This window comes from Agrobacterium sp. 719_389, assembly GCF_900188475.1.
GTDB lineage: Bacteria > Pseudomonadota > Alphaproteobacteria > Rhizobiales > Rhizobiaceae > Agrobacterium > Agrobacterium radiobacter.
Genome location: NZ_FYEM01000003.1, coordinates 1 through 20,653 on the forward strand (window position 1 = coordinate 1; position 20,653 = coordinate 20,653).

The 20,653-nt window shown below is 58.3% G+C and carries 20 protein-coding genes and 1 riboswitch; of the genes, 15 read left to right on the forward strand and 5 right to left on the reverse strand.

Annotation, left to right across the window (positions count from 1 at the left end; translation table 11 throughout):
* Both CFB10_RS06875 and recQ read left to right on the forward strand, forming a co-directional pair.
* On the forward strand, positions 1–248 hold a 248-nt coding region (locus CFB10_RS06875; RefSeq protein ID WP_020009112.1), incomplete at its 5' end, for an IS3 family transposase.
* A gap of 228 nt (positions 249–476) precedes the next feature.
* Positions 477–2,285, forward strand: a complete 1,809-nt coding sequence (gene recQ, locus CFB10_RS06880; protein ID WP_020011302.1) for a DNA helicase RecQ — start codon at positions 477–479, stop codon at positions 2,283–2,285.
* Between the two features lie 58 nt (positions 2,286–2,343).
* On the opposite strand, the gene CFB10_RS06885 is transcribed toward recQ, so the two are convergent.
* Positions 2,344–3,576, reverse strand: a complete 1,233-nt coding sequence (locus CFB10_RS06885; protein ID WP_020011301.1) for an ROK family transcriptional regulator — start codon at positions 3,574–3,576, stop codon at positions 2,344–2,346.
* 263 nt (positions 3,577–3,839) lie between these two features.
* On the opposite strand from CFB10_RS06885, the gene CFB10_RS06890 reads away from it, so the two are divergent.
* From CFB10_RS06890 to nrdF, 8 genes are all read left to right on the forward strand, one after another.
* A complete protein-coding gene (locus CFB10_RS06890; protein WP_003507133.1) occupies positions 3,840–4,862 on the forward strand; it encodes a sugar ABC transporter substrate-binding protein in 1,023 nt (340 codons plus the stop codon).
* A 228-nt stretch (positions 4,863–5,090) separates the two neighbouring features.
* Positions 5,091–6,173: an ABC transporter permease gene (locus tag CFB10_RS06895; protein ID WP_020011300.1), complete on the forward strand. Its 1,083-nt coding sequence runs from the start codon at positions 5,091–5,093 to the stop codon at positions 6,171–6,173.
* On the forward strand, positions 6,173–6,955 hold the full coding sequence (locus CFB10_RS06900) for an ATP-binding cassette domain-containing protein (RefSeq protein ID WP_003507135.1): 783 nt from the start codon (positions 6,173–6,175) through the stop codon (positions 6,953–6,955). The genes CFB10_RS06895 and CFB10_RS06900 overlap by 1 nt, the downstream gene beginning before the upstream one ends.
* Entirely contained in the window at positions 6,952–7,581 is a 630-nt protein-coding gene (locus tag CFB10_RS06905) for a nucleoside triphosphate hydrolase (RefSeq protein WP_020011299.1), read from the forward strand. The genes CFB10_RS06900 and CFB10_RS06905 overlap by 4 nt, the downstream gene beginning before the upstream one ends.
* A gap of 133 nt (positions 7,582–7,714) precedes the next feature.
* A riboswitch (cobalamin riboswitch) is annotated at positions 7,715–7,939 on the forward strand.
* A 309-nt stretch (positions 7,940–8,248) separates the two neighbouring features.
* Positions 8,249–8,470, forward strand: coding sequence for a glutaredoxin-like protein NrdH (gene nrdH, locus CFB10_RS06910; RefSeq protein ID WP_020011298.1), 222 nt, complete (start codon positions 8,249–8,251; stop codon positions 8,468–8,470).
* 12 nt (positions 8,471–8,482) lie between these two features.
* The gene (nrdI, locus tag CFB10_RS06915) at positions 8,483–8,881 is read left to right on the forward strand and encodes a class Ib ribonucleoside-diphosphate reductase assembly flavoprotein NrdI (protein ID WP_020011297.1); all 399 of its coding nucleotides are present in this window, start codon (positions 8,483–8,485) and stop codon (positions 8,879–8,881) included.
* A gap of 11 nt (positions 8,882–8,892) precedes the next feature.
* A complete protein-coding gene (nrdE, locus tag CFB10_RS06920) occupies positions 8,893–11,055 on the forward strand; it encodes a class 1b ribonucleoside-diphosphate reductase subunit alpha (RefSeq protein ID WP_020011296.1) in 2,163 nt (720 codons plus the stop codon).
* Positions 11,056–11,071: 16 nt separating this feature from the next.
* Positions 11,072–12,046 carry a class 1b ribonucleoside-diphosphate reductase subunit beta gene (gene nrdF / locus CFB10_RS06925; protein ID WP_003492917.1) on the forward strand — a complete coding sequence of 325 codons (975 nt, stop codon included), beginning with the start codon at positions 11,072–11,074 and terminating at the stop codon, positions 12,044–12,046.
* Between the two features lie 30 nt (positions 12,047–12,076).
* Here the strand turns inward: nrdF and CFB10_RS06930 are convergent, their stop codons facing one another.
* On the reverse strand, positions 12,077–13,180 hold the full coding sequence (locus CFB10_RS06930) for an alpha/beta hydrolase (RefSeq protein ID WP_020011295.1): 1,104 nt from the start codon (positions 13,178–13,180) through the stop codon (positions 12,077–12,079).
* Between the two features lie 152 nt (positions 13,181–13,332).
* Between CFB10_RS06930 and recF the strand changes: the two genes are divergently transcribed.
* The 3 genes from recF to CFB10_RS06945 are packed head-to-tail and all read left to right on the forward strand — an operon-like array spanning position 13,333 to position 15,723.
* Complete coding sequence (gene recF / locus CFB10_RS06935) at positions 13,333–14,460, forward strand: DNA replication/repair protein RecF (RefSeq protein ID WP_020011294.1); 1,128 nt, start codon at positions 13,333–13,335, stop codon at positions 14,458–14,460.
* 22 nt (positions 14,461–14,482) lie between these two features.
* Positions 14,483–15,250 carry a molybdopterin-synthase adenylyltransferase MoeB gene (locus tag CFB10_RS06940; protein WP_020011293.1) on the forward strand — a complete coding sequence of 256 codons (768 nt, stop codon included), beginning with the start codon at positions 14,483–14,485 and terminating at the stop codon, positions 15,248–15,250.
* Positions 15,247–15,723: a GNAT family N-acetyltransferase gene (locus tag CFB10_RS06945; protein ID WP_020011292.1), complete on the forward strand. Its 477-nt coding sequence runs from the start codon at positions 15,247–15,249 to the stop codon at positions 15,721–15,723. Before CFB10_RS06940 ends, CFB10_RS06945 begins: the two co-directional genes overlap by 4 nt.
* A 65-nt stretch (positions 15,724–15,788) precedes the next feature.
* Here CFB10_RS06945 and CFB10_RS06950 read toward each other — a convergent pair whose 3' ends face one another.
* Together CFB10_RS06950 and CFB10_RS06955 are read right to left on the reverse strand one after the other, a co-directional pair.
* Complete coding sequence (locus CFB10_RS06950; RefSeq protein WP_020011291.1) at positions 15,789–16,478, reverse strand: hypothetical protein; 690 nt, start codon at positions 16,476–16,478, stop codon at positions 15,789–15,791.
* Positions 16,479–16,523: 45 nt separating this feature from the next.
* Complete coding sequence (locus CFB10_RS06955) at positions 16,524–17,528, reverse strand: D-glycerate dehydrogenase (protein ID WP_020011290.1); 1,005 nt, start codon at positions 17,526–17,528, stop codon at positions 16,524–16,526.
* Positions 17,529–17,708: 180 nt separating this feature from the next.
* On the opposite strand from CFB10_RS06955, the gene CFB10_RS06960 reads away from it, so the two are divergent.
* On the forward strand, positions 17,709–18,242 hold the full coding sequence (locus tag CFB10_RS06960; protein WP_026363850.1) for an SH3 domain-containing protein: 534 nt from the start codon (positions 17,709–17,711) through the stop codon (positions 18,240–18,242).
* On the opposite strand, the gene CFB10_RS06965 is transcribed toward CFB10_RS06960, so the two are convergent.
* Positions 18,235–19,227: an adenosine kinase gene (locus CFB10_RS06965; protein WP_020011289.1), complete on the reverse strand. Its 993-nt coding sequence runs from the start codon at positions 19,225–19,227 to the stop codon at positions 18,235–18,237. The two genes, CFB10_RS06960 and CFB10_RS06965, sit on opposite strands and share 8 nt — an antisense overlap.
* A gap of 480 nt (positions 19,228–19,707) precedes the next feature.
* Here CFB10_RS06965 and CFB10_RS06970 point away from each other — a divergent pair, with 480 nt between their 5' ends.
* Positions 19,708–20,652, forward strand: a complete 945-nt coding sequence (locus CFB10_RS06970; RefSeq protein WP_020011288.1) for an AEC family transporter — start codon at positions 19,708–19,710, stop codon at positions 20,650–20,652.
* Position 20,653: the final 1 nt, after the last annotated feature.

Genomic DNA, 20,653 nt, shown 5'->3' on the forward strand with positions numbered 1-20,653 from the left:
CGTTCCTCAGGCACCACAATCTGGTTCACTCGATGAGCCGACGCGGCAACTGCCATGACAATGCGGTGGCCGAGAGCTTCTTCAATCTTCTGAAGCGAGAGCGGATACGGCGCAAAGTCTACCGTTCACGCGATGAAGCACGCCAGGACGTGTTCGACTACATCGAAATGTTCTACAACCCGAAACGCAAACACGTCAGGAACGGGATGCTGTCGCCCGTCGAGTTCGAGAAGCAGCAGAAAATCTAACCCGAGGGTGTCTACGAAACTCGGGGCTATTCACTCCGAGATAACGCGGAGCCCTTTTTGCGTCTGAAACATAAAATCGGAACCGCATCCCTGTCAGGTACAAAACGGGATTGCGGGTCATAAAATCAATCCCGCCACTCACTTCCATGACCAATTCCATCTTCGGGATTGCCATAGACCCCAAAACGGTGATGATGCCCCGTCATTCCTGTTCGGATAAAAGCTGCCGTGACCGCTGATCCCTTGCATATACTCAAGACCGTCTATGGCTACGATGCGTTTCGCGGGCGGCAGGCCGAAATCATCCGGCATGTGGTGGCGGGCAATAATGCTTTCGTTCTGATGCCGACAGGTGGCGGGAAGTCGCTTTGTTACCAGATCCCAGCGCTTGCGCGCGAAGGCATGGGGCTGATCGTCTCGCCGCTCATCGCGCTGATGGTAGATCAGGTCGCTGCCCTGCGTCAGGCAGGCGTGCGGGCCGAGGCTCTCAATTCCGATCTTTCTCCGGAAGAGCGGCGTGCGCTTTGGCGGGATATGCGGGCAGGCAAAGTGGATATTCTTTATGCCGCACCGGAAACCCTTCTCAAACCGGATGTCCTGGACGCTCTCCAGCCCATTGCCCTGTCGTTAATCGCTATCGACGAAGCCCATTGTCTGTCTCAATGGGGGCATGATTTCCGGCCACCCTACCGCCAGCTTGATACGTTGATCGAGCGTTTTCCCGACACGCCACGCATGGCGCTGACAGCAACGGCCGATGGGCCTACGCGCACCGAAATTCTCGGTCACCTGGGAATCGAAGAGGATGACGCCTTCATCGCAGGTTTCGATAGGCCCAATATCCGCTATGCGATCATGGAAAAGGATAATCCACGCGCGCAGCTGAAGCGCTTTTTGAAGGACCGCGACAGTGAAAGCGGGATCGTCTATTGCCTTTCAAAACGGAAGGTGGACGAAACGGCCGCGTGGCTGCGGGAGGAGGGGCGCGATGCACTGCCCTATCACGCTGGGATGGACAAGGCTGCCCGCGAGGAGAACCAGACCCGATTCCAGCACGGCGAGGCGGTCATCATTGTCGCGACCGTCGCTTTTGGCATGGGCATAGACAAGCCCGATGTGCGCTTCGTGGTTCATATTGATCTGCCCGGCAGCATCGAGGCCTATTATCAGGAAACGGGCCGAGCAGGCCGCGATGGTCTGACGTCGGACGTACTCATGCTCTACGGTTACGAAGACATCGCCCTGCGCAACCGCTTTATCGAAGAGTCGGATGCCGCGGACCAGCGCAAATATATGGAGCGCCAGAAGCTTGACGCGCTGCTCGGCCTTGCGGAAACCGCGAGCTGCCGCAGGCAGGTTCTGCTGTCCTATTTCGGCGACCGGTGTGAGCCCTGCGGCAATTGCGATACCTGCGCCGAGCCGCCCGACCTGTTTGACGGGGCCATAGCCGCACAGAAGCTTCTGTCCTGCATTTATCGCACGGGTGAACGTTTTGGCCAGGCTTATGTCATCCGCGTGTTGCTGGGTGTCGAGGATGAGCGGATTTCCCGCTTCGGACATGATCGCATCACGACATACGGTATAGGCAAGGAACATGATAATCGCACTTGGCGCGCCATTCTGCGTCAACTGGTTGCGTTACGCATGATTGAAGTGGATCTGTCCGGGCATGGTGGACTGTCCATTTCCCAGGACGGACGGCGTTTCCTGCGCGAAAAACCTGCGTTGATGCTGAGGATACCATCTGCTCCGCGTTCCGCCCGACAACAGACGTCCCGCAACGCGGTATCGGCGATTTTGCCTGAATCCGATCGCGGTCTTTTTGAGGCACTGCGTGCGAAGCGCATGGAAATTGCCCGTGCGCAGAACGTTCCGCCCTACGTGATTTTCCACGATAAGACCCTGATAGAACTTGCCACGGCAAAACCGGTCTCGGCGAAGGAAATGGCTGGGATTCCCGGCGTCGGAGACACCAAGCTGGAGCGCTACGGGCATGCCTTTCTGGCGGCGATCATGCAGCACGCCGCTGGCGAGTGATCACCAGAAACAGAATGAAGAGCCGGGTAAGCAAAAATCGATGGCCCCCGGCAAAGGCTCAGCCGGTCGTGTCCTTGAACAGAACGTTCTGATCGATGAGGTAGCGCGAAAACAGCGGCAGGCTCGCGCCGCCGATTGCCCGCGCCTGGCTACCCACGGCACCTTCGATGATATCAGGCAGCGTCACACCCTGCAGATCGTGGTGTTTAAGGGCAAGGCGGGTGGCGGCGACGATCCTTGTTCTGACCCAATCGGGAAAACCGCCGTCGATGATAACGCTCGAAAAATCGATGATGGAGGCGGCGGCAATGACGGCCTGCGCCAGCGCTGCGGCAGTTTTTCGGATCCAGCTTTCCAGTGGTTCGCCGAAATCGATCCACTCGTCTGGAGAAAACCAGAGGGGACGCGGATCGATGCCCCTGTCCCGCAGCATGTTTTCCAGAACGAAGATCGACGCGATTTTCAGAAGCTGGACGGTATTGCCGTCCTGCCCCTGCACTGGCAGCGGGCCGATCGCGCCGGCCGTTCCCGTCTTTCCGGAAAACAGCGCCGAATTCAGAACGACGCCGCCGCCGATAAAGGAACCGATGAAGACGTAGAGGAAATCCGGATAATGCTGGCCTGTTCCAAAAACCAGTTCAGCGCCACAGGCACTGGTCGCGTCGTTTTGCAGAAAAACGGGATAGCTGACGCTTTCGGCAATTTCCGACCGGATATCCACGCCCCGCCATCGCTCCATTTCAACCTGCGGAGCGCCCACTTCCTGCGCCCAGTTCCACAATTCGAATGGCGCGGCGATGCCGACGCCGGCAATTTTCTCTCGCTCGGCCGGCGAAAGCTTCGATTCAAGCTCCGTTATGCCGTCGATTACAAATGGCAATATCCATTCCGGCATGGGATAGGGATAGGTTCTGCGCAGCTTGAGCCGGATGCGGCCAACAAAATCCATCAGCACAAGATCGACGCTGCGCCGGCCGATCTTCACACCAAAAGAAAAGACGGCGTCAGGATTAAGCCGCATCGGCGTCGAAGGCTGGCCGACTTTGCCGCGCAGTCTTTCACCACGAATGAGAAGTCCGTCCTTCTCTAGCGACCGCATGATGACGGAGACGGTCTGTGCCGAAAGTCCGCAAAGTCTTGATATTTCGGCTTTTGACAGTCCGCCGTGGCGGCGAACGAGGGACAGCACGAGCCGCTCATTATAGGCGCGCACCCCGATCTGGTTGGCGCCGCTGCTTATATCCATGGTGGTGGGCGGCGCCGGCGGCGCCGTCTCGACAGATTGTCTCATATGTCATCCTCCCGCCCGCAATATCCGTCGCGACCGATACAGCAGGCTTTATGGCAATCTTGCTATCGCAACGTTAAACGACGCGGCGATATTCCTCCCTGCCGCCTATTAGAATGCCATAGAGAATTAATAATTCAATCGGATTTATTTATTGACAGCCGTTTCCTTTGGTGGTTCCATCTGGGTCAACGATCATTGTTCTCGGAGGAGACGGGATCGTCGGGTAACCGTCACGGTGCTCAAATATCCATTGGGAGGATCTCATGAAGACCACTGTTTCCGCTCTTCTGGGCGCGCTTGCGCTTGGCGTTTCTTTCGCGTCCGTTGCGTCTGCAGCCGATACTTCGGTTTGCCTCATCACCAAAACCGATACCAATCCCTTTTTCGTCAAGATGAAAGAAGGCGCGACCGCCAAGGCCAAAGAGCTCGGCGTGACGCTGAAATCCTATGCCGGCAAGATCGACGGCGATTCCGAAAGCCAGGTCGCCGCCATCGAGACCTGCATTGCCGATGGCGCCAAGGGTATCCTGATCACCGCATCGGACACCAAGGGTATCGTTCCGGCCGTGCAGAAGGCGCGTGATGCCGGTCTTCTGGTCATCGCCCTCGATACACCGCTCGAACCCGTTGATGCCGCCGATTCCACCTTCGCCACCGACAATCTTCTCGCTGGTGAACTGATCGGCAAATGGGCCGCCGGCAGCCTCGGCGACAAGGCCAAGGATGCGAAAATCGCCTTCCTCAACCTCACCCCCTCCCAGCCGACGGTTGATGTGCTGCGCAACCAGGGCTTCATGAAGGGCTTTGGCATCGACGTGAAGGACATCAACAAGATCGGCGACGAGAGCGATCCGCGTATCGTCGGTCACGATGTCACCAATGGTAACGAAGAAGGCGGCCGTGCAGCGATGGAAAATCTGCTGCAGAAGGACCCCACCATCAACGTCGTCCACACCATCAACGAGCCCGCAGCTGCCGGCGCTTATGAGGCGCTGAAGGCGGTCGGCCGCGAAAAGGATGTTCTGATCGTATCCGTCGACGGTGGTTGCCCGGGCGTCAAGAACGTGGCGGAAGGCGTGATCGGCGCGACCTCGCAGCAATATCCGCTGCTGATGGCGGCGCTCGGCGTCGAAGCCGTCAAGAAGTTTGCCGATACGGGCGAAAAGCCGAAGCCGACCGAAGGCAAGAACTTCGTCGATACCGGCGTGACGCTGGTAACCGACAAGCCGGTCAAGGGCCTCGACTCGATCGATACGAAGGAAGGTCTCAACAAGTGCTGGGGATGATGCCTCAATGTTGAAACCCGCGGGGGCATTCGTGCCCCCGCCCTTGGACCAGAATGAATATCAGGCACGATCCGGGGGATCGGACAAAGGAATAAACGAGCGCGTTGCGCGCCCCTGCGGGGATGACACAGGCCGCTTCACAACACTTTGAAATCTACGCATCATTCTCTTTGGAGATAGACCCAGGTGTCAGGGCTGATGCGATAGAGCGATCGGGAGGAAAATCCAATGAGCGATCAGCCGGTGCGGGCTCAGCCGCATAATGAATTTGAAAAGGTGCTTTCGGGAAGTTCGACGCAGGTCGCCGCTTTCGATACGCACGACAAGAGTGTGCTGGAAAAATTCCAGCATTTTCTCCATTCCAGCCCGGCGGCCGTACCGCTTATCGTCCTGGTGCTGTCGCTGATTATTTTCGGCCTGCTCCTAGGCGGCAAGTTTTTCTCCGCCTTCTCGCTGACCCTCATCCTGCAGCAGGTTGCGATCGTCGGCATCGTTGGCGCCGCGCAATCGCTTGTCATCCTGACGGCGGGCATCGACCTTTCGGTCGGCGCGATCATGGTTCTGTCCTCCGTCGTCATGGGGCAGTTTACCTTCCGTTACGGTCTTCCGGCAGAGCTTTCCATTCTCTGTGGTCTCGCCGTCGGCGCATTTTGTGGCTTCATCAACGGCGTGCTGGTTTCGCGCATGCGCCTGCCGCCTTTCATCGTCACGCTTGGCATGTGGCAGATTGTGCTTGCGACCAACTTCCTCTATTCCGCGAATGAGACGATCCGCGCCCAGGACATTGCCCAGCAGGCGCCGATCCTGCAGTTCTTCGGTGCCAATATCCGTTTCGGCAACGCGGTCTTCACCTATGGCGTCATTGCCATGGTTCTGCTCGTTGCCCTGCTCTGGTATGTGCTGAACCGCACCGCCTGGGGCCGCCATCTTTATGCCGTGGGTGACGATCCGGATGCCGCAGAACTCGCCGGCGTCAACGTCAAGCGTATGCTGACCACCGTTTATACCCTGTCCGGCCTCATCTGCGCCTTTGCCGGCTGGGCCCTCATTGGCCGTATCGGCTCGGTTTCGCCGACCGCCGGCCAGTTCGCCAATATCGAATCCATCACCGCGGTGGTTATCGGCGGCCTGTCATTGTTCGGCGGACGCGGCTCCATCATGGGCATGATTTTCGGTGCGCTGATCGTCGGCGTCTTTTCACTCGGTCTCCGGCTTATCGGCACAGACCCGCAATGGACCTATCTGTTGATCGGCGTCCTCATCATCTTGGCTGTCGCAATCGACCAGTGGATCAGAAAGGTAGCAGGCTGATGGCAAAAGAACCCATTCTCACAGCACGCAATCTCGTCAAACGCTACGGTCGTGTGACTGCACTCGACAATGCCGATTTCGATCTTTATCCGGGCGAAATCCTTGCCGTCATCGGTGATAACGGCGCCGGCAAATCCTCTCTCATCAAGGCGATTTCCGGTGCGGTGACACCCGATGAAGGCGAGATCAGGCTGGAAGGCAAGCCGGTGCAGTTCCGCTCGCCGATCGAGGCGCGCAAGGCGGGCATCGAAACCGTCTATCAGAACCTTGCGCTGTCTCCGGCATTGTCCATAGCTGACAATATGTTTCTCGGCCGTGAAATCCGCAAGCCCGGCATTCAGGGCAGCCTGTTCCGGGCGCTCGACCGCCCGGCCATGGAAAAATTCGCCCGCGAAAAACTGTCGGAACTCGGCTTGATGACGATCCAGAACATCAATCAGGCGGTGGAAACCCTCTCCGGCGGTCAGCGCCAGGGCGTGGCGGTGGCGCGTGCGGCAGCCTTTGGCTCCAAGGTCGTCATCCTCGACGAACCGACGGCGGCACTCGGCGTCAAGGAAAGCCGTCGCGTTCTCGAGCTTATTCTGGATGTGCGCTCCCGCGGTCTGCCGATTGTCCTGATCTCGCATAACATGCCGCATGTTTTCGAGGTTGCGGATCGCATCCATATCCACCGGCTCGGCAAGCGCCTGTGCGTCATCAATCCGAAGGACTATTCCATGTCGGATGCCGTCGCCTTCATGACCGGCGCCAAGGAAGCGCCGAAGGAAACGCTTGCCGCATGACGCTGAAGCTTGAGACGATCGTCGAAGACGTTCTTCGGCGGGCAGAGGGTCAATCCCGTTTCATCATAGCGATTGCCGGTCCCCCTGGGGCCGGCAAATCCACGCTTGCGGATGCTCTTTTTGAGGCCTTGCGGGCGCGAGGCGAAACGGCCGCCGTCCTGCCCATGGATGGCTTCCATATGGATAACGGCATTCTTGAGGAACGGGGATTGCTGCCGCGAAAAGGCGCACCTGAAACTTTCGATGTGCGCGGCTTCCTGGATATCGTCTCCGCCGTCCGCAAGGGCGGGCAGGAGGTGCTTGTTCCGGTTTTCGACCGCTCCCGGGAAATTGCCATTGCGTCCGCCCGGGCGATTGCGCCGGAAACGCGCTTTGTCCTTGCCGAAGGCAATTATCTGCTGCTGAACGAAGCGCCCTGGACAAGCCTTTCCGAGAGCTTTGACCTCACCATCTTCGTGGGTCCGTCCTTCGCCGTGCTGGAAGAGAGGCTGCGGAACAGATGGCAGGGTTATGGTCTCGATGCGGCCGAGATCCATGCCAAGCTTTTCGAAAACGATCTTCCCAACGGAAAAAGGGTGATCGAAAACGCGCGTCCAGCCGATATTCATATCGATATCTGGGAATAGATTAACGCTTTCCAGTTCTTTACCGGCAAAGCGCGTTTGCCGTTAAGCCTTTGTTGACCATGTGTTGAATCTTTTTGATCCACAGGGCGGGGCTTTTGTGTGTCTATTCATTGACGCGAAAATTTCCTCATATACTATATGTGGTGTTCAAGGTTCTTCCGATTCGCAAGGGTTGGGAGCTAAGACGGGAATTCGGTGCGTAACGCCATCATGGCGGAACAAGGCCGAAACTGCCCCCGCAACTGTAAGCGGCGAGCATCGTTCCGATTTGGGTCACTGGAGCCAAAAGCTCCGGGAAGGCCGGAATAGATGTTGTGACCCGCAAGTCAGGAGACCTGCCTTGAGCGCAAACGTCCACGGGCGGGGTGTCCGGAGGAAGGTGTTGACGCAAATGATTTGCGTGCGCCCTTTTCTGCCCCCTCCAGAACAAGCTTCGGGGTGAAGTCATGCCAGTGCATTTCTTTAAGTTGCTGCGCTCGTCGGCGTAGAGAGTGATTTTGTGCGGCTTGCAACATTTTGGGAAAACCGGTCCCCGGTTTCCATCCGAAAATGCGAAGAGTTGCCTGGGCTACGCGCCTCACCTGAATGACAGATCCACCGCCACCCGATTGCGGTTGCAATCGGCAATGTTGAGCCGTGTCCGAAATCGGCTTCGAGAGAGGAAATTATGACCGTCACCGTTTACAGCAAGCCCGCCTGCGTCCAGTGCACCGCCACCTATCGTGCGCTCGACCGCATCGGTGTCCCCTATGAGATCATCGATATCTCCGAAGATGCGGATGCGCTCGATCACGTCCGGGGTCTCGGTTACATGCAGGTTCCCGTGGTCGTCGCCGGCGAACGCCATTGGGCGGGTTTCCGGCCGGATATGATCGGCGCGATCAGCTGAGGCGGTAAGGCGATGGGCCTGATCGTCTATTATTCCAGCCGCTCTGAAAACACCCATCGTTTCCTTCTGAAACTGGGACGGCGTCTGTTGCGCCTGCCGCTCGGCGTTGAGGAAGATGTTCCCCATGTGTCCGAGCCCTATGTGCTGGTCACCCCCACCTATGGGGGCGGCGGCACCAAAGGGGCCGTGCCTAAGCCGGTCATACGGTTTTTGAACGAGCCCTCCAACCGAAATCTCATTCGCGGCGTCATCGCGGCGGGAAACACGAATTTTGGCGCCGCTTTCGCATCCGCCGGAGATATCGTCTCGCGCAAATGCGCGGTGCCGTTTCTCTATCGCTTCGAGCTTCTCGGCACGGAAGAAGATGTCGCCAACGTCAAACATGGATTGGAACGATTTTGGACACGCTGACCTCGAGCGCCATGCGCAAGGACGCCAAACAGCCGGCAGCCGCATCCCAGAAACCGCTCGATGCGGCTCTCGACTACCACGCGCTGAACGCGATGCTGAACCTTTACGACGAGAACGGGAAGATCCAGCTCGACAAGGATCGGCTGGCCGCCCGGCAATATTTCCTCCAGCACGTCAACCAGAACACGGTGTTTTTCCATAACCTCAGGGAAAAGCTCGATTATCTGGTGACAGAGGGATATTACGAGCAGGAGGTGCTGGACCAGTATTCCTTCAATTTCGTGCGTGACCTCTATGACGAGGCCTATGCCCGGAAGTTCCGCTTCCCGACCTTTCTCGGCGCTTTCAAATATTACACCTCCTATACGCTGAAGACCTTCGATGGAAAACGTTATCTGGAGCGTTACGAGGACCGCGTCTGCATGGTGGCGCTGGCTCTGGCCCGCGGTGACGAGCAGCTTGCCCGCAATCTGGTCGATGAGATCATTTCAGGCCGCTTCCAGCCGGCAACCCCGACATTCCTCAATGCCGGCAAGAAGAGCCGCGGTGAACTGGTCTCGTGTTTTCTGCTGCGTGTGGAAGACAATATGGAGAGCATTGGCCGCTCCATCAATTCGGCGCTGCAGCTTTCCAAGCGCGGCGGCGGCGTGGCGCTGTCCTTGACCAATATTCGCGAATTCGGAGCGCCGATCAAGCAGATCGAAAACCAGTCTTCCGGCGTCATTCCTGTCATGAAGCTGCTGGAAGACAGTTTTTCCTATGCCAACCAGCTTGGCGCGCGTCAGGGTGCCGGCGCGGTCTATCTGCATGCCCACCACCCGGATATCATGCGTTTCCTTGATACGAAGCGCGAAAACGCCGACGAAAAAATTCGCATCAAGACCCTGTCGCTCGGCGTGGTCATCCCCGACATCACCTTCGAACTCGCCCGCAACAACGAGGATATGTACCTATTCTCGCCCTATGATGTGGAGCGGGTCTATGGCGTGCCGTTGACCGAGATTTCGGTCACCGAAAAATATCATGAAATGGTCGCCGACAGCCGCATTCGCAAGAAGAAGATCAAGGCGCGTGAGTTCTTCCAGGTCATTGCCGAAATCCAGTTCGAGAGCGGTTATCCCTACATCATGTTCGAGGATACGGTGAACCGCGCCAATCCGATCGCCGGCCGTATCAGCATGAGCAATCTCTGCTCGGAAATCCTGCAGGTCAGCGAGGCGAGCGAGTTCAATGCCGATCTTTCCTATAGCCATATGGGCAAGGATATTTCCTGCAATCTCGGTTCGCTCAATATCGCCGCCGCGATGGATTCAGCCGATTTCGGCAAGACGATCGAAACCTCCATCCGGGCGCTGACGGCAGTGTCTGACATGAGCCACATTTCCTCCGTTCCCTCGGTGGAAAAGGGTAATGACGCCAGCCACGCCATCGGGCTCGGCCAGATGAACCTGCACGGCTATCTGGCGCGCGAACGCATCTTCTACGGTTCCGAAGAGGGCGTTGATTTCACCAATATCTATTTCTACACGGTGACCTATCACGCCATCCGCGCCAGCAACCGCCTTGCCGTGGAAAGGGGCCAGAGCTTCAAGGGTTTTGAAAACTCCAAATATGCCTCGGGCAACTATTTCGACAAATATACCGAGCAGGAATGGCTGCCCGCGACCGAAAAGGTGAAGGAGCTGTTCGAAAAGGCCGGCATTTCCATTCCGACGCAGGAGGACTGGAAGGCGCTGAAGCAGGATGTCATGGCATCCGGCCTCTATAACCAGAACCTTCAGGCCGTGCCGCCGACAGGCTCGATCTCCTATATCAACCACTCGACCTCTTCCATTCATCCTATCGTCTCCAAAATCGAAATCCGGAAAGAGGGCAAGATCGGTCGCGTTTATTACCCGGCTTCCTATCTGTCGAACGATAATCTCGAATATTATCAGGATGCCTACGAAATTGGCCCCGAAAAGATCATCGATACCTATGCGGCGGCCACCCAGCATGTCGATCAGGGCCTGTCGATGACGTTGTTCTTCCGCGATACGGCAACGACGCGCGACATCAACCGGGCGCAGATCTACGCCTGGAAGAAGGGCATCAAGACGATCTATTACATCCGTTTGCGCCAGATGGCGCTGGAAGGCACGCAGGTTCAGGGCTGCGTTTCCTGCACGCTCTGAATTGAGGGACAAGACAATGAACATCGCCGTAAAACCCGTGTCCCGCATTCGCGCGGTCAACTGGAACCGTATCGAGGACGACAAGGATCTCGAAGTCTGGAACCGCCTGACCTCGAATTTCTGGCTGCCGGAAAAGGTGCCGCTCTCCAACGACATCCCCTCCTGGGGAACGCTGAAGCCGGAAGAGCAGAAACTGACGATCCGGGTCTTCACCGGGCTGACATTGCTCGACACCATCCAGAACGGCGTCGGCGCCGTGCGCCTTATGGCGGATTCGGCAACGCCACATGAGGAGGCGGTTCTTTCCAACATCTCCTTCATGGAGGCCGTGCACGCCCGCTCCTATTCCTCGATCTTTTCGACGCTGTGCTCCACGCCTGACGTCGATGACGCCTATCGCTGGTCGGAGGAAAACGAGTTCCTGCAGCGCAAATCCGCACTTATCATGCGCGAATATGACAGCGGCAATCCTTTGAAAATGAAGGTCGCCAGCGTGTTTCTGGAGAGCTTCCTGTTCTATTCCGGCTTCTACCTGCCGATGTTCTGGTCAAGCCGCGCGAAGCTCACCAACACCGCGGATCTGATCCGTCTCATCATCCGTGACGAGGCGGTGCACGGCTATTATATCGGCTACAAGTTCCAGCGGGCGCTGGAGCGTCTGGGCGAGAGCGAAAAACAGGAGATCAAGGATTTCGCATTCGATCTTCTGCTCGAGCTTTACGACAATGAGGCGAAATACACCGAAGACCTCTATGACGGCGTCGGCCTGACGGAGGACGTCAAGCAGTTCCTGCATTACAACGCCAACAAGGCCCTGATGAATCTGGGTTACGAGGCGCTTTTTCCCGCCGAGGCCTGCCGGGTCAATCCGGCGATCCTGTCGGCGCTCTCTCCCAATGCCGATGAGAACCACGACTTCTTTTCCGGCTCCGGCTCGTCCTATGTCATAGGCAAGGCGGTCGCGACCGAAGATGAAGACTGGGATTTCTGAAACCCCGGTGTCAGCAGGAACCCGCAAAAGCTATTGCGGGTTCACCACCTGGCTCGCAAGGCGGAAGGGGCTGGAGACCGTTGCGCCGATCGCATCGAATACGAAGGCTCCTGCACTATTGATATCACCGCCGCGCCTGCTTGCCTCCAGCTGCGGAACCATGGAGGCAAGCGCGGCATAACGGTCGTGATTGAGTGGGTCCGACGCCTCCAGATTGGAGATATCAACGAATTGCACGCCCTCTTTCAGGGCGGCTTCCTGAACCTGCGGATCGGTGACATCAAGCGCGCCGATGCGGGTAACGTCGGCGCCCAGTATGGAGGATGCTTTTAAGGCCCGGTCGTCCTTGGACACCAGCACGGTGAGTGGCGGATTGAGCCGGCCGACAACCTCGATCTGCTTGCGGAAGACGTCGGCGTCGATATCGGGCGCAGCCAGCACCACCTGCAGCTTGGCGATGACATCGTTCCTGCCTTCGAAGCGCAATTGCCGCAACGCTTCCATCACCAGCCAGCCACCCATGCTGTGACCGAACACGACGACGCTTTTCTTTGGAGTCTGCCGGGTGAGATCGGTCAACAACGCGGCCAGCGCATCGCGCGAATAGGTCGCCGATTCCTTGTCAGCCACGTAGCCGGTGACATTGGCCTGCGAAGGCCAGGAAAAGACCAATGGCACGCCATTCATATTGGCATCGGCAGCCATTTGCGCCGCGCGGAAAAGGGCTTCCTGATAGCTGTAATTATAGCCATGCACAAAAAGTGCGATCTGCTTGCCAGAGCGGGCAATATCTCCAAGGTCGGCGTTGAAGGCCGGCTTCGTCAACATGTCGGCCTTGGTAACAACGAAGTCCTTCTTCGGGTCCGGCTTGCCGCTGGACCACTCGATTTTTCCACTTTTATGGGTAGGTGGGATGGAAATATCGAAGCGCGCATAATTCGGCTCGGCCGCCCGTTCCGTGCCGAAGCCCTTTTTTGCGTCCTTGTTTCTCTCGCGTGTACTCGCCACATAGGCGGTTACGATTTTGGTGCCTTTGGCCCTGGTGTCCACGGCCTGCAGCACATCCGCCCCCGGTCTGCCAGCGCAGGATGAAAGAACGCCGAGGGTGAAAAGGAGCGAAAAAATCAGGCGCATGAATGGGCTACCGGTGATGAGGTCCGGCTCATAAATAACCGGCCGTCAATAAAGTTGCTACTGGAGAATGAATTGTGCTGCTGCGGTGGTCTTCGATGTGGAGAGGCATTCCCCACCTTGCTATCCGGACATGTTCGTTTTAGGCCGTAAAGATGACGAACAAGGTGTCGCTTTTACGACTGAAACTCACGGACTTCCGCAATTACGCGGCGGCTGCGCTCACGCTCGATGACCGCCATGTGGTGCTGACGGGCGACAATGGTTCCGGCAAAACGAATCTGCTTGAGGCTGTCTCCTTTCTCTCACCCGGAAGAGGCCTGCGCCGGGCCACTTTATCCGACGTAACACGGGTAGGGGAGGAGGCCGCCGGTTTCTCGATTTTTGCCGATGTCCAAGGCATGGATGGCGAAGTCGCCATCGGTACAGGGATCGAAGGTGATGGCGAGGTGGTGTCGCGTCGTCTGAGACTGAATGGCACGCCCGTCAAATCCGTCGACGAATTGACCGATCATCTGCGGGTTCTGTGGCTGACGCCCGCCATGGATGGCCTTTTTACCGGCTCATCATCGGATCGCCGGCGTTTCCTCGACCGGCTCGTGCTGTCGCTCGACCCTGCCCATGGACGGCGGGCAGGCGATTTTGAAAAGGCCATGCGCGGCCGCAACCGCCTGCTTTCGGAAGGCCGCTTTGATCCGGTCTGGCTGGACGGTATCGAAAAGCAGATGGCCGAACTCGGCATATCCATGGCCGTTGCCCGTTACGAGATGCTCGGTCTTCTGAAGAGCCTGATCGAAGGACGGGCGGGCAACGCCGCTTTCCCGTCGGCAGCGCTCTCGCTCTCCGGTTTCATGGATGATGGGCTCAATCGCCCCGCCGTCGATCTGGAGGATGAATATAGGCTTATGTTGCGCGATGGCCGGTATCGCGACGCCGCTGCCGGCCGTACGCTGGATGGGCCGCACCGTGTTGATCTCTTCGTACGCCATGCCGAAAAGGACATGGAGGCCGAACGCTGTTCAACCGGGGAACAGAAGGCGTTGCTGGTGGGGCTGGTGCTTGCCCATGCGCAGCTCACCGCCAATATGACCGGCCATGCGCCGGTTCTGCTGCTGGACGAGATCGCTGCCCATCTGGATGAGGGCAGGCGGGCTGCCCTGTTCGATCTCATTCACGCGCTTGGCGGCCAGAGCTTCATGACGGGAACGGATGCGGCCATGTTCTCGGCTCTTGGTGAGAGGGCGCAGTTCTTCAACGTATCCCACGGGAGCATCACGGCATGACGGCAAAGAGATGGAGTGCGACATGGATCCGCTGAGCCCGGAAGAAATCGAACGCTACAAGCGTCATATCCTGCTGCCGGAAATCGGCGGAGCCGGACAGCAGCGGCTGAAGGCGGCGCGCGTACTGGTGATCGGAGCGGGCGGTCTTGGTGCGCCCGTGCTTCATTATCTTGCCGCCGCCGGCGTCGGCACGCTCGGCATGATCGATGATGATGTGGTTTCCCTCTCCAATCTCCAGCGACAGGTGATCCACGATACCGGCACGATTGGGGAGCTGAAAACGGAAAGCGCCCGCAAGGCCATCGCCCGCCTCAACCCGCATGTCCGTACCCTCGTTTATGAGGAACGCTTTTCGCAGGTGTGGGCGCATGACCATCTGCAATCCTTCGATCTCCTTATCGACGGCTCGGACAATTTCGACACGCGTTATACCGCGGCCGATGCCGCGGAGGCTGCCAGGAGACCGCTGGTAACGGGTGCTGTCGGCCGTTTTGACGGCTCGGTGACGGTCTTGAAACCCTACGAGACAAATGCCGAGGGCATTCTGCTGCCGGGCTATCGCGACCTGTTTCCGGAGCCGCCGCCGCAGGGGCTTATTCCCAATTGCGCGGAAACAGGCATTGTCGGTGCGCTGACGGGCGTTATCGGCACGCTTATGGCCATGGAGGCGATTAAGGTGATCACCGGTGCCGGTGAACCACTGATTGGCCGCCTGCTCCTTTATGATGCCCTGTCGGCCCGTTTCGAAACCGTGCGATACAGGCGACGGGCAACGGGAGGGAAATCATGACCGAGATTATCGGGATCGGAGAGGACTTCGATCGCTGGCAGGAATTGCTGACGCTCATCATGTCGTCCTTTGCCTATATGGACGGCGTCATCGATCCACCGTCCTCGGCCCATCGCCTGACGCTGGATAATCTCTCCGAAAAGGCGAGGGCGGAAATTGCTTTCGTTGCGGTGGACGAAGGCGAACTGTTGGGTTGTCTGTTCTGCCGGCCGGAGCCACCCGCCTGCCTTTACGTCGGCAAGCTGTGCGTCTCACCCCAGGCGCAGGGGAAGGGCATAGGCAAGATGCTGCTGCAGAGGTCCGAAGCGTTGGCGCGCGAATTGGCGCTGCCGGCGCTGCGGCTGGAAACCCGCATCGAGCTGATCGGCAATCACGCCAGATTTGCCGCCTGGGGTTTCGTCAAGACCGCCGAAAACGCCCATGCCGGTTACGATCGCACGACTTCGATCGAGATGACCAAGGCCATCGGCTGAAATCGCCTTCACCCGACCCGGCTGCGTAAAGTCCGGAGTTCATCTTCCTCGTACGATCGCAGAGCCTACTGTAAAAGGCCGGATTGCACCATCTGGGAGAGAAAAACGGAGGAGACGCGGTCAATGCCGGTCTGTGATTGGATTTCTGCCGATCCGACCCGCCAAACAGCTTTCTCCGGCCCCCTGAAGAGCTGGATTTCCGTGCTGACCTTGTGGGTGAGGGGAGCCGCCTTTGTCGCTTCCACCATCTGCTTCATCAGCCTTAAGGACGGCATGCGCGTTCTGTCGCCGATCTCGTCCGCATTTGCACCAGCCTTCAGCCGCTGGAAGGCAGTCGCGACATCCGGCAGAGAGCAGTTCATCTTGATTTGCGCCACAACAACACCCGTGGGCGTTTTTGCACCGATACGTGCGGGCTCCGCCTTGCAACGCACCCGCTCCGTGCTCGCCACCCATAGCTTTGCGAATTGCTCCGCTTGTTCGTTCGTTGTCCCCTTGGGTGAATGCATGCCCCTGTTTCTGCGCTGCCAGGCGACCGGGTCTGCAACCAGTTCCATATCGGTGTAGCGCGGGCTGTTACCCGAAGATCCCCATTCCTTGTTCAAACGAGACATGCTGGCGCGATCAAAATTCAGCCAGGCGCGATAATAGAGTTCCGCAGTCTCTTCAGGGGAGGGCGAAGCGGCTCGGGCCGAACCGCCGACCAGCATGAGCAGGATGAAGATCGATGTTAAGAACTTCGCCTGGATACCCATTGAACTTTCCCTCCCAATGATCGAATGACGGCGACCTGAACCAGCTCAGTTCCGCCCCGGCAGCACCCGGTTCGGCGGACGGTGGCCGTCGAACAGCGTGCGGATGTTGATGATGACCTTGTCGCCCATCTCGATACGGCCTTCGATGGTCGCAGAACCCATATGCGGAAGCAGCACGACCTTGCCTTCCTTGGCGAGCTTGATGAGCTTGGGGTTCACCGCAGGCTCGTTCTCATAGACATCGAGACCGGCGCCGGCGATCTTGCCTTCGCGCAGGCAGTGGATCATTGCTGCCTCGTCGATGATATCCCCGCGCGCGGTATTGACGATGTAGCTGGTCGGCTGCATCAGCGCGAGCCGCCGCGCCGAAATCAGGTGATAAGTTGCAGGCGTCGAAGGGCAATTGACGGAGACGATGTCCACCCGCGCCAGCATCTGGTCGAGGCTGTCCCAATAGGTCGCCTCCAGCTCCGCCTCTGTGGCCGGATTGACGCGCTTGCGGTTGTGATAATGGATGGAAAGGCCGAAGGCCTTGGCGCGGCGTGCAACCGCCGTTCCGATGCGTCCCATGCCGACAATGCCGATGCGCTTGCCGGAAATACGCCGCCCCAGCATCCATGTCGGTGACCAGCCGAGCCATTCGTCCGCGCCGTTGGCAAGCACGCGCGTGCCTTCGATCATGCGGCGCGGCACGGCAAGCACCAGCGCCATGGTGATATCGGCGCTGTCTTCGGTCAGCACATTGGGCGTATTGGTGACGGTGATGCCTTTTCGGGCGGCCGCGTCGACATCCACATGGTCGATGCCGTTGGAAAAGCTGGCGATCAGCTTCAGCTGCGGCCCCGCCTGCTCGATCATCGCGGCGGTGATGCGGTCGGTGACGGTCGGCACCAGCACGTCCACCCGTTGCATGGCGGCGACAAGCTCTTCCTGGCTGCGCGGCGTATCGTCGATATTCAGTTCGGCATCGAAGAGTTCCCGCATTCTGGTCTCGACGACATCAGGCAATTTGCGGGTGATATAGACTGTCGGTCTCTTCTTGTGGGTCATCGTTTGCCGCTGCCTTGTTCAGAAGTCATTAACCAGAAAGAGCGATAATTTCTTTCAATCAGGGCGTTTCTACCAGACCCACCGGCGAAGACAAATAAAACTCGCCGAAGCTTGAGGCATGTGGAAACGCGCCTCCTTAAATATCATCCGGTTTGCAGAAGGCGGGAAACGGAAATGGGCATGCGCAGTGTGGTTTCTATCGTTTGCATTGCATTGTCTTTGGGCCTCCTCGGTGCGGCGACCGACGCCATGGCGCAGGGTGCCGCCAAGGGCGCAAGCGGCCTGCCTTTGCCGCGTTTTGTCAGCCTGAAATCCAAGCGCGTCAACATGCGCATCGGCCCCAGCACGGATTATGCCGTATCCTGGATGTATCTGAAATCGGGAATGCCGGTCGAAATAATCCAGGAATATGAAAACTGGCGGCGCATCCGCGATGCCGACGGTACGGAAGGCTGGGTCAACCAGGCGCTACTCTCCGGTGAGCGCACGGCCGTTGCGGCTCCGTGGATGCGTGGCAAGGGCAAGGAAGTCTATGTGAACATGCGCCGCGAAGCGCAGTCGGGCGCTTCCGTTGTTGCACGGCTTGAGCCGGGCGTCGTCTTCAGGATTGGCGAATGCAATGGCGACTGGTGCCGCGCCGAGGCCGGTCAGGCCTCGGGCTGGGTTTCGCAGGGCGAAATCTGGGGCGCTTACCCGGGCGAAGCCTTTAAATAAGGCCGTGCTTTTCGCCAAGCGCCTTCAACGATGACATGGGGCGCGGGCCGACCTGCTGAATGACGGCGGCAGCCGCAAGGCAGCCGAGCTTGCCGCAATCTTCGAGCGACCGGTCCTGCGTATAACCGAACAGGAAACCGGCGGCGAAAAGATCGCCGGCACCCGTCGTGTCGACCACGTCATGCACCGGATAGGCTTCTACCTTCACACGCTCCGTGCCGCGCAGGATGACGGCGCCTTCTTCACTCATCGTCACCGCCGCGATCTTGCAGTCGGCTGCGATTTTGGTCAGTGCCGCCTCGAAATCATCGGTTTCGTAGAGCGACAGCGCTTCCTGCTTGTTGGCGAAAACGATGTCCACCGTGCCGGAGCGCATCAGGTCGAGAAACTCTTCGCGATAGCGGCCGACGCAGAAGCTGTCGGAAAGCGTCATGGAGACTTCGCGGCCGTTTTCATGGGCAATGCGGGCGCATTCACGGATGGCGTCCTTGGCGCGCGGCGGGTCCCACAGGTAACCCTCGAAGTAGGTGACCTTGGTCTGCGCCACCACATCATCTTCCACATCTTCCGGGCCGAGATCGACACAGGCGCCGAGATAGGTGTTCATCGAGCGCTCGCCGTCTTCGGTCACGAAGATCATTGAGCGGGCGGTCGGCGGAAAGGTGCCTTCCGGTTTCGTTTCGAAATAAACGCCCTGGGCGCGGATATCGTGCTGGAAGATTTCGCCGAGCTGGTCTTCCGCCACCTTGCCGAAATAGGCGGCCCTGCCGCCGAAATTCGCCACGCCTGCCGCCGTATTGCCAGCGCTGCCGCCGGAGGCTTCGAGAGCCGGCCCCATCAGCGAATAAAGCAACTCGGCGCGTTCCGCGTCGATGAGGTTCATCGCACCTTTGGTAATGGCATTGTCGTTGAGGAAGCGATCATCGCAGCGGGAGATAATGTCGACGATGGCATTGCCGACAGTCAGTACGTCGAATTTCGTCATAGGCCCTATCCGTTTCGCACGGGTGTGCGTGTTTTTCGAAAGGTCTTAAACATTTCTCGCGGCAAGAAAAGCCCAAAGAGAAAATATGCGGTTCTCTGGACGGGGGCGAAAAACGCGTCATCTGCCTGTAATGTGGTTAAGCTATTCCTTCGGCCAGAGCAAAAGGTGTGTGAATGCGTACCGGAATGGAAGACATGATGGTCTTCTGGCTCAGCCGTTATCTCCGCCACGGATGTACTGGCGGCATATAACGGACATAAAAGGCGGGGGTGACCCCGCTTTTTCTTTTTGGGCAACCGCTAGTCCACGGCAACGCGTGTCACTAAGGGCGTTTTCGCCTAAGCTCATCACGTTCTTCCCCTTTACGGCATGCCTCATCGGGCAAAAACACGGAGCGAAAGCGTATTCGCGATTCCATTCCCGCTGAAAAGGCTCTAAAGCGGAGTATCTCCCCGCAAAAGTCGCGAAAGCTTTCCCTCCATGTCTGCCGTTGCCGCGAATGTCGCCCCGATTTTCATTCTGATCCTGATCGGCTGGCTCACCGTCAAGGCCGGTCTGTTCAGGGCCGATGCCGGCGATATTCTCAGCGACTTCGTGTTCAAGATCGCGGTGCCGACCTTGATCTTTCGCACGCTTGCGGAAGCGAATTTTCACGGCGCATCGCCGTTCCGATTGTGGATCACCTATTTCGCCGGCGTAGCCGTCACCTGGACGATTGGGCATATCGTCACCCGTTATGTCTTCAAGCAGGATGTCCGCATTGCAGTCATTGCCGGTATTTCCTCGGCTTTTGCGAACAATATCTTCATCGGCCTGCCGCTGGTCGGGCGGTCCGTGGGGGATGAGGGGCTGGTTGCCCTCTCCATCCTGCTCGCCATCCATCTGCCCGTGATGATGATCGCCGGCACGATCCTGATGGAAAACGCCACCCATAAGGCGGTAGGCGGTGAAAAGCGCAGCATGGCTGCGGTGTTCAAGCAGGTGGGCCGCAATCTCATCACCAATCCGCTGGTGATCGGGCTTGTCATCGGGCTTTCGACCAATGTTTCCGGTGTAGCGCTGACGCCCATTCTGAAAACCGTGGTTGATCAGATCGCGTCCATGGCGGGGCCGGCGGCGCTTATTTCACTCGGCATGGCGCTGACGAAATATACCATTCGGGGCAATATGGGCATTGCCGTCACCATGACGGTGTTCAAGCTGCTGCTGCTGCCCGCCTGCGTTTGGGCAATGGGCCATGCGCTCGGTCTCGGCCGGGAATGGACGGCGGCGCTCGTGCTCACCTCGTCGGTGCCGACGGGGGTGAATGCCTGGCTTATCGCCAACCGCTTCGGCATCGGCCACAGCGTTGCCGCCTCCACCATCAGCATTTCCACAGCGACCGGCGTTCTCTCCGTGTCGCTATGGGCATGGCTGTTGAGCTGAT

Coding starts and splice junctions, on each gene's coding strand:
- CFB10_RS06885 (WP_020011301.1), bottom strand. CDS start 3,576: ATGAGACAATCTGTCGAGACGGCGCCGCCGGCGCCGCCCACCACCATG.
- CFB10_RS06890 (WP_003507133.1), top strand. CDS start 3,840: ATGAAGACCACTGTTTCCGCTCTTCTGGGCGCGCTTGCGCTTGGCGTT.
- CFB10_RS06895 (WP_020011300.1), top strand. CDS start 5,091: ATGAGCGATCAGCCGGTGCGGGCTCAGCCGCATAATGAATTTGAAAAG.
- CFB10_RS06900 (WP_003507135.1), top strand. CDS start 6,173: ATGGCAAAAGAACCCATTCTCACAGCACGCAATCTCGTCAAACGCTAC.
- CFB10_RS06905 (WP_020011299.1), top strand. CDS start 6,952: ATGACGCTGAAGCTTGAGACGATCGTCGAAGACGTTCTTCGGCGGGCA.
- nrdH (WP_020011298.1), top strand. CDS start 8,249: ATGACCGTCACCGTTTACAGCAAGCCCGCCTGCGTCCAGTGCACCGCC.
- nrdI (WP_020011297.1), top strand. CDS start 8,483: ATGGGCCTGATCGTCTATTATTCCAGCCGCTCTGAAAACACCCATCGT.
- nrdE (WP_020011296.1), top strand. CDS start 8,893: ATGCGCAAGGACGCCAAACAGCCGGCAGCCGCATCCCAGAAACCGCTC.
- nrdF (WP_003492917.1), top strand. CDS start 11,072: ATGAACATCGCCGTAAAACCCGTGTCCCGCATTCGCGCGGTCAACTGG.
- CFB10_RS06930 (WP_020011295.1), bottom strand. CDS start 13,180: ATGCGCCTGATTTTTTCGCTCCTTTTCACCCTCGGCGTTCTTTCATCC.
- recF (WP_020011294.1), top strand. CDS start 13,333: ATGACGAACAAGGTGTCGCTTTTACGACTGAAACTCACGGACTTCCGC.
- CFB10_RS06940 (WP_020011293.1), top strand. CDS start 14,483: ATGGATCCGCTGAGCCCGGAAGAAATCGAACGCTACAAGCGTCATATC.
- CFB10_RS06945 (WP_020011292.1), top strand. CDS start 15,247: ATGACCGAGATTATCGGGATCGGAGAGGACTTCGATCGCTGGCAGGAA.
- CFB10_RS06950 (WP_020011291.1), bottom strand. CDS start 16,478: ATGGGTATCCAGGCGAAGTTCTTAACATCGATCTTCATCCTGCTCATG.
- CFB10_RS06955 (WP_020011290.1), bottom strand. CDS start 17,528: ATGACCCACAAGAAGAGACCGACAGTCTATATCACCCGCAAATTGCCT.
- CFB10_RS06960 (WP_026363850.1), top strand. CDS start 17,709: ATGCGCAGTGTGGTTTCTATCGTTTGCATTGCATTGTCTTTGGGCCTC.
- CFB10_RS06965 (WP_020011289.1), bottom strand. CDS start 19,227: ATGACGAAATTCGACGTACTGACTGTCGGCAATGCCATCGTCGACATT.
- CFB10_RS06970 (WP_020011288.1), top strand. CDS start 19,708: ATGTCTGCCGTTGCCGCGAATGTCGCCCCGATTTTCATTCTGATCCTG.